This window comes from Nitrosospira sp. Nsp14 (assembly GCF_900113575.1).
Lineage (GTDB): Bacteria > Pseudomonadota > Gammaproteobacteria > Burkholderiales > Nitrosomonadaceae > Nitrosospira.
Genome location: NZ_FOPV01000027.1, coordinates 22,710 through 29,476 on the forward strand (window position 1 = coordinate 22,710; position 6,767 = coordinate 29,476).

Below are 6,767 nucleotides of genomic sequence, written 5' to 3' on the forward strand. Positions count from 1 at the left end.
TCGAGATCAAGAGTACTTAAGAGAACGTTGGCGAGGCTCTTGGCAATACCGTCTGGTCCTAGGCCAGTCCACGCCCCAGCCGAGAAAGCTACCAAATCTCGCATTGTTCGCCGCAAGCGGCGTACCTCGTCACTATCGTTCTCAGTTATATCCATTGAGTCGCGTTGGTCGTGGGTATGCCGTCACTCCCGAGAGCGAGCAATTTTTGCTTTCCATCTAAAGCTCGTTGCGTTAGAGCGATGCATTTTCTGTCCTTGCTTCAAGACAAGCCCGCAGCCTAAGCGAAAAAAATACCGTTGCAACCACCTCAAAATATGAAAGCTAACGTCTTATCGATGATTGTTGCGGTTTCCGCTGGGAAGCAGTCGGGCTTCCCGGGGGACGCTCGCGGGCGACTTTACAGAGCCAGAATCGTTTGGTCGCAGGCGACGTTAGCCCTGTTGCCACCACCTTTCCATACCGGGCTACTTGTTACGATCGTCCAGTAGGACGATGTGATTCCGGCCATATAGCGGAACATTCCCCCTATCTGGAGCAAGCAATATGAAAACTGCCATGCAGAATGAGGCGCTCTTGTTTCCTTTCTAGGTAATTGAGTGCATCCCAGCTTTCTTTTAAGAGAAGAACCGGTTCAGTCGTCCGCTTCCCGCTCACCCTTCTTTCAAGCGCAGCGAACGAAACACCAAAAGGAAAAGGGGCGAACGGAGTCTTTTGACTCCATTTTTTTCTGCTAAACGAGAGTAAACCGGACGCGTGGGCGCGATCACAGCACGGCGCCCATATACTCCCCTAGGAGAGCCTATTGAGGCTCTCTGAGGTCAGGACGCCGCCGGGGCGTTCCTTACGGAATTATTACAACCCCGCTGCAGACTTAAGCAACTGCGTGTTGGCTGCGTGATTTTGATTCAGCTGGGCAGCCATTTGCCGATGCAGGGCTGCTAATTTGTTACTTGCTTCCGCGCTTTTCTCATAATCCCGGATCAGCGCCGAGGTATGGGATTGGAGATCTTGAGCTTGCCGGCCATACAGGTAACTCTTGTTTTCATATTGCTCCAGCAGCTCTTTCTGCTCCTTCATCTTTGCCTGCAGCTGGGCAGCGGCACGCTCATAGTATTTCGCAACGAATTCATGCTCGCTGGAAGTGGCGGCATTTTGAGCGGCAGCGCGGATTTCTGGCGTGTCAATGGGCTGCATGGCAAAGACGGATGAGCTTGCCGAGAACAAGATACCAATCATGGACAACCCTGCGAAGGCATTTACCAGTTTTGTTTTCATGGCGGCACCCCAAATAGCGTGAAAGTGATGTCATCCTACCGCAGTAAATGTGAGGAATATACTGGGGAAACTCTGGTTTTTTACTAAGCGTTTCCCTTAGTAAAACCTTTGATCAATCGAGGATTTTGGGGCAGAGAAGCGCGTTGCTGGGGCGGAAAACATGCGTGTCCGCATGCATGAGGCACGGACATCTCCGGCGCTTTGAGAAGAAGGTGGTGCGGGTTCGGCTGTGATCATCAATGCGGCTCAACACGCGGCTCGGTGTTGAAGACTACCGTGTACAGGCGATGACGTCATACCATGCCAGTGCCATGACGTGTAGGTGAATGCGCTACGGGACCGCTAAGCAAAGTTTGCTTGTAACGAGTACAGGTTGGCTTTCCCTGATTACCCCGTACTTCAATCCAATAGGAATTAGGCGCACGTCCAGTGAAGACGTAGTGCGGCGCAGCAAAATTCAGCCGGTCTGAGCCGTTGTTTCATGGCACCACGATAATAGCCATTCATTTTGTTAGGCTTGCACATGAAGCATCTGGCCATGCCATTCTTTGTCTTACCGCGCTTATGATTCATGTTGATACTTTAATCTGTACCCGGATAATCCGATCAGACGCTAACCAAAGGAGAAACACATGCGCCAACTGGAGTATTCACTTGAATCGAAGGACGGAACTAAACCACGCATTGGGCCGGTTATCCTTCAGGCAGCACTTGATAATGAAGAAACGCGTACCACTGCAACGCAATTGCTGCGGAAAGATCATCCCGAGGCTTCAGTTGATGATTACGAGCTCCATGTTATATGGACCGAACTGGCTGCGCCACCTGCGAACGATGAGATAACGTGATCCCTTTCTTCTGACGGAGAACGCAAAAAGCGTTACGCTTATATAGCTCTGCCCTTGCCTGTCGAAAAGCGCGGCGTCTCAGCCTGGTAGCGCTTGAGCTGGGCCGACCACGACTTTTATGCTTGTTTCATGTCAAATTAAGCTTAACACTGGTATTAATTGACAGCCAGTAGCAAAGGTCTTTAGCTATAACCTGCCATTTATTGGCGGAAGAGAGTCTCAAGAGGCGGCACTCGCCAAGGTTGTGTATCCGCGCGTCCTGCTTGGCTTGGCGGAACGTTCGTAGAGCCGGAACTACCAGATTAACGCCAGCGGGTGCGTGCAGGTGTTGGGCTTGGAAACTCTTTAGTCACACATGGAACCGGACCGGCAATGGAATTGGAAACAATCAACGGCGTAACGGAGCGAAGTGTTCGAACTACTACAGCTTCTTTCAAGCTGCTATAGTTTCCGCCCTTCTTCAAAGCGGGATTAATGAAAATCTTGGGCGTGTTTGATAGGATGAGCGTCAACCAGAGCCGAAAATCGCTCCCCGACTCGCATAGAGCCCTTCCTATCGATTTGCCAATTTTTCCTTCACCTCCACATTCTTCCGCGTCCTAAAAAGCGGTGTAATCGACCACAAACAACGTCAAAAGGGAAGCTGCCTGGCTTATCCAGTACGAAAACGTATTCGGTATCAGTACGTCAACGTATTCGGTACGCTCGCCCTCTTCCGCCGCGTTAGTATGTTCTGCTTGAACGCAGCGACAACTGGCTCCTTGGCAACTCCTTCCTGTAGAGGACGCCTCGGGCAACCGCATCACCTCCCAAAACGTCAACCAGAAAAGCTGTACCAAGGTCCACTAGTTTTCGACCGAAAAAGACGTAAGATCAATTTGAAGTTGTCGTGGTCCGCGGAATAATTAAAGGACAGTCAATAGGAGAAGCACGATGAACAAGGAAGGCACATCGTTTCTGGTCGGATTACTTCTTGCGCTCGCATTCGAATTGTCTTTAGCCGGTCCACCTATTCTCGTCGATCGTCAGACCGGCAAGTATCTCGGCAACCTGAGTAATAACCCGCATGATCCTAACAGCACGAGCAACCCGTATGGTCGCTACGGTAGCGAATATTCCGCCGATTCTGTCAATAATCCTTACGGAAAATACGGTTCGCGCTATTCAGCCGATTCCCCGAACAACCCGTATGCGACCAATCCTCCCGCGATAGTCGCACCCTCCGCTCCCGGCTCTATACAGTCCTTCCCAGGGTTCTGATCAACAACGTCCAGATCATCGCCCTGCTCAATTATGCCAGTCTAACTCAGCCTCGAAGGTCGTGTATCACAGTCTTCCCGCTAGCTATCCGCCAACATTTACTGGGAATATCGGAGTATCACCGATGAGGACATCAGACAAAATTGGATCGCATCTAGGACAAGCGCAGCCTGTAATTTTTGTTCGTTGCTTAAATTCACTCAACGGTATTCCAGACTTTCACTCGTAACCGGAAAACACTATGCACCACAACATTTTCGTGAGTTTTCGCCGTTGGATCGCTGCTGCGTGGATGTGCTTTATGCTTTATGGCGGTGCCGCTGTGGCCGTGCCAAATGATGATAGGGCAGCTGCCCTAAGTAAAGGTGATTACGGACAGGATTTCAGGACAATTAGGCCGCTAGCCGCCGAAGGAAATGCAGACGCCCACTTTATCTTTCCCGGGCCGCATGTGCCTGGTAGAGGGGCAACGCTAGAGGCTCTGAGAGTTGTCACGGGGAATAGTTTGATTTCGGCAGAGGAGGTTGCCAGGACAGTACCGAGGCACCCTTTAATGATGGCTGAAGCGCGAAATGCTACTACGCAAACACAGTCTCGAGTTTCAGTCAGCACGAACTCGTTTGATCAGTTTGACACAGAACCGGCGACACCGAAGCAGGAGCCCGTAGCGTCTTCACTTGAAGAGACAGCCATTCGAGTGGTGCCCATGAAGTCCCCACTTCCGGCAGCGGGACGCATCACCGACAGAGGGTACATCGAGATTTCTGGCGAGATCCGACAATCTGCAGTTCCACGTCTTCTTGCTTATATTGACCAAGCTAAGAAATCGACTAGCCCATTCACGCATTTTGGCGTTATGGTGTCTTTAAACTCACGGGGCGGGGAAGTTAAAGCGGCTATGGAGATGGGTATGATCCTCCGATCCCAAGCGGCCCACATCTTTATCGACTCCAATGCAGAGTGCAGTTCAGCTTGCATACTCGTGCTGGCCGGGGGCGTGTGGAGAAACGCGTTTGAAGGCTCTAAGCTCGGTATTCATAGGCCCTCCTTTCCCGCCCAAGAGTTCGCTGAGCTGTCACACGCGCAGTCCCAAGGCCAGTACAGTGCACTCTCGGCCACCGTAAAGCAGTATCTCTCGCTCATGGGAATCTCCGATAGCCTATACGACGCAATGATGATAGTGCCCAGCAGGACGGTTAAATATCTCTCCGACGAAGTGGCTGAAGCTACCAACCTTATTGGAAGCGACCCGGCACACGAAGAATGGATGCGAACGAGGCAGTTACGGGCATCGGGACCAGAGCGTCGGAAGAAACTTGATCAATATGTGGACTGTATTAACGTCCGTCCCCCTGAACGGGAATGCTCTCATTATTTATCTGGATGGTAGAAGAATGAGAGCGTGAACTACTTCACTGTGCTGTCAGCTCTTTTTCGGCTGCGGTGTGTTTTCAGACGGCAAGGAAAACTAGTTGGGGGATAGGAAGCGCAAGGCATTAGCTTGCAACATTCTGGAGAGAAAGCAGATGGGAAAGGATGGTAATGGAGACAAATATTGAGAAAGGTCCGACGGGCAGGATTAGAGGATTACGTGAATTACTCAACGGAGTAACAAGGCAAGATGTTCTAGACGTATTGGCGGTATTTAAGCCCGAAACTATAGCTAGCTACGGGTTTATGGATTCGACGGAGTTCGATCTCGTCCATGAGGGAAAAGCTTACCCTCCGAAAGCAATCCTCGGTCTCGCTACCAAACGGGCGATCGGGAGGGAACTCACCTCAGATGAATTTACAGGGGGAGAACATTCGTCCTGCTTCAGAGTACTAAAAGCTCTCCGGTTCGAGATACGAAAAAAGAACAAGGGCGTCGCAGACTGTTACGTCCCGAAAGGGTTGAGCCGGTATCGGCAATACGGCAGGGAGGAAATTTCACAGCTCTTCGAACCGGGTTTAAAGTGCAAGGAAGGGGCTGTAATAGAAACGCCTAAAGGAAGCGGAAATTTTATTTTTATGATTACTTTGGGGGAACCATATCAAGACAAGTCGTACAAACACACGATAAGTGAAGACGGGTTCCTTGAGTGGGAGTTTCGAACTCACTTGCATGGATCGGTTGTTATACAAAAATTGCTTAACCACCGTCCGCATGAAAATAACATTCGTTTGTTTCTACGCTCCAACGCGGTATCTCAGTATTTCTATCTAGGACTGTTGCAGTATTTTTCCCACGACGCTGATCCCATGGGACGGGTTCGTTTTATTTGGTCCATCCGAAGTTGGGACTTAAACGGAGAGGACTTGGAGCGCATGGGTCTCCCATACCGCGCGCCCATAGATCCGACTTACTCACCTTTCAATACCGATGTGACCGGCAAAACTCTTCTCAAAACTGATCCCCCTAACAGTCAACTTACAACACGATCAAAATTCCAAAAGGTGGCGTCACCAAAGACCAAAGGTTCGATAATTGATTGGACTACTCAGGATGAGAAAAATCGGCATCTCGGTCTAGCGGGTGAGAAACTAGTTCTGCAGTACGAAATAAATATGCTGAACGCGGCAAAACGAGAAGATTTAGCGGATGAGGTTAAGCACGTAGCACTTTACGATGCGTCCGCAGGTTTCGACATTCTTTCATTCCAACCCGATGGGGCAAGGAAGCGAATCGAAGTTAAGACCACGCAAGGGCCCCGGTCCACCCCGTTCTTTATCTCGCTGAATGAAGTGTTGGCTTCACGTGAAGATCAAAACTCTTACTGGATTTATCGTTTATTTCATTTTTGTTCTCCTGGGGATCAAGTATCGTTTTACCTGCTAAACGGGGATGTCGAAAAGTGCTGTGATCTTCTTGCCACCAACTTTCGCGCAAGTCCCACTAATAAACAATCCACCTAGAGAAGCTATCACTGTAGAGTGCGCAGCTTTGAGGCAGGAGGGGCGATACTATTGACCTCAATGAGTTAGCCGATCCGAGGCAATTTCCGATTGGCCTTAACAAAGCTAATCAAGAGAATTCTGTCCATAGGCCAATTTGTCAACCCCGACCTCGCGATAGCCTCCTGCGGCATCTCATCATCCTCTATCATAACCAGCTTGTATCCCGGGTCCCCTCCCTGACGCAGCGCTGCGTCCTCAAGTATTTCTAATCTTCTTAGCAGGCTCATTTCAGTAACTTCCTTTCCATTTGAGAAAGCCGCTTTTCAATTTCCGTTGCCTCAATTAGTTTCCCAATTCCTACGAGAATATAGGTAAATCGTGCTGCCTCGCTGACATCGATCATTCCACCTCTTTGTTAGCGCCGCTGTAATACTGACCCACTGAGCCGGAGTAAAACTGACCCACCTGGGCGAATATGGTGGCTTTTTGGCTGCCGATTATGTTGAC

5 protein-coding genes are annotated in these 6,767 nt (G+C 50.1%); 4 read left to right on the forward strand and 1 reads right to left on the reverse strand.

All coding sequences use genetic code 11. The features are described 5' to 3' along the window. Nucleotides 1-852: 852 nt before the first annotated feature. Complete coding sequence (locus BM022_RS14075; RefSeq protein WP_091140310.1) at nucleotides 853-1,275, reverse strand: hypothetical protein; 423 nt, start codon at nucleotides 1,273-1,275, stop codon at nucleotides 853-855. A 632-nt stretch (nucleotides 1,276-1,907) separates the two neighbouring features. On the opposite strand from BM022_RS14075, the gene BM022_RS14080 reads away from it, so the two are divergent. The 4 genes from BM022_RS14080 to BM022_RS14095 all read left to right on the forward strand — a co-directional run bounded on the left by BM022_RS14080 (nucleotide 1,908) and on the right by BM022_RS14095 (nucleotide 6,278). Continuing rightward, on the forward strand, nucleotides 1,908-2,123 hold the full coding sequence (locus BM022_RS14080) for a hypothetical protein (RefSeq protein WP_091140312.1): 216 nt from the start codon (nucleotides 1,908-1,910) through the stop codon (nucleotides 2,121-2,123). Between the two features lie 933 nt (nucleotides 2,124-3,056). Then, nucleotides 3,057-3,383: a hypothetical protein gene (locus BM022_RS14085; RefSeq protein WP_091140314.1), complete on the forward strand. Its 327-nt coding sequence runs from the start codon at nucleotides 3,057-3,059 to the stop codon at nucleotides 3,381-3,383. Nucleotides 3,384-4,293: 910 nt separating this feature from the next. Continuing rightward, on the forward strand, nucleotides 4,294-4,773 hold the full coding sequence (locus BM022_RS15310) for a hypothetical protein (protein ID WP_143079596.1): 480 nt from the start codon (nucleotides 4,294-4,296) through the stop codon (nucleotides 4,771-4,773). 152 nt (nucleotides 4,774-4,925) lie between these two features. Continuing rightward, the gene (locus BM022_RS14095; protein WP_177191742.1) at nucleotides 4,926-6,278 is read left to right on the forward strand and encodes a protein NO VEIN domain-containing protein; all 1,353 of its coding nucleotides are present in this window, start codon (nucleotides 4,926-4,928) and stop codon (nucleotides 6,276-6,278) included. The last annotated feature ends 489 nt before the right edge of the window (nucleotides 6,279-6,767 follow it).

Coding starts and splice junctions, on each gene's coding strand:
- BM022_RS14075 (WP_091140310.1), bottom strand. CDS start 1,275: ATGAAAACAAAACTGGTAAATGCCTTCGCAGGGTTGTCCATGATTGGT.
- BM022_RS14080 (WP_091140312.1), top strand. CDS start 1,908: ATGCGCCAACTGGAGTATTCACTTGAATCGAAGGACGGAACTAAACCA.
- BM022_RS14085 (WP_091140314.1), top strand. CDS start 3,057: ATGAACAAGGAAGGCACATCGTTTCTGGTCGGATTACTTCTTGCGCTC.
- BM022_RS15310 (WP_143079596.1), top strand. CDS start 4,294: ATGATCCTCCGATCCCAAGCGGCCCACATCTTTATCGACTCCAATGCA.
- BM022_RS14095 (WP_177191742.1), top strand. CDS start 4,926: ATGGAGACAAATATTGAGAAAGGTCCGACGGGCAGGATTAGAGGATTA.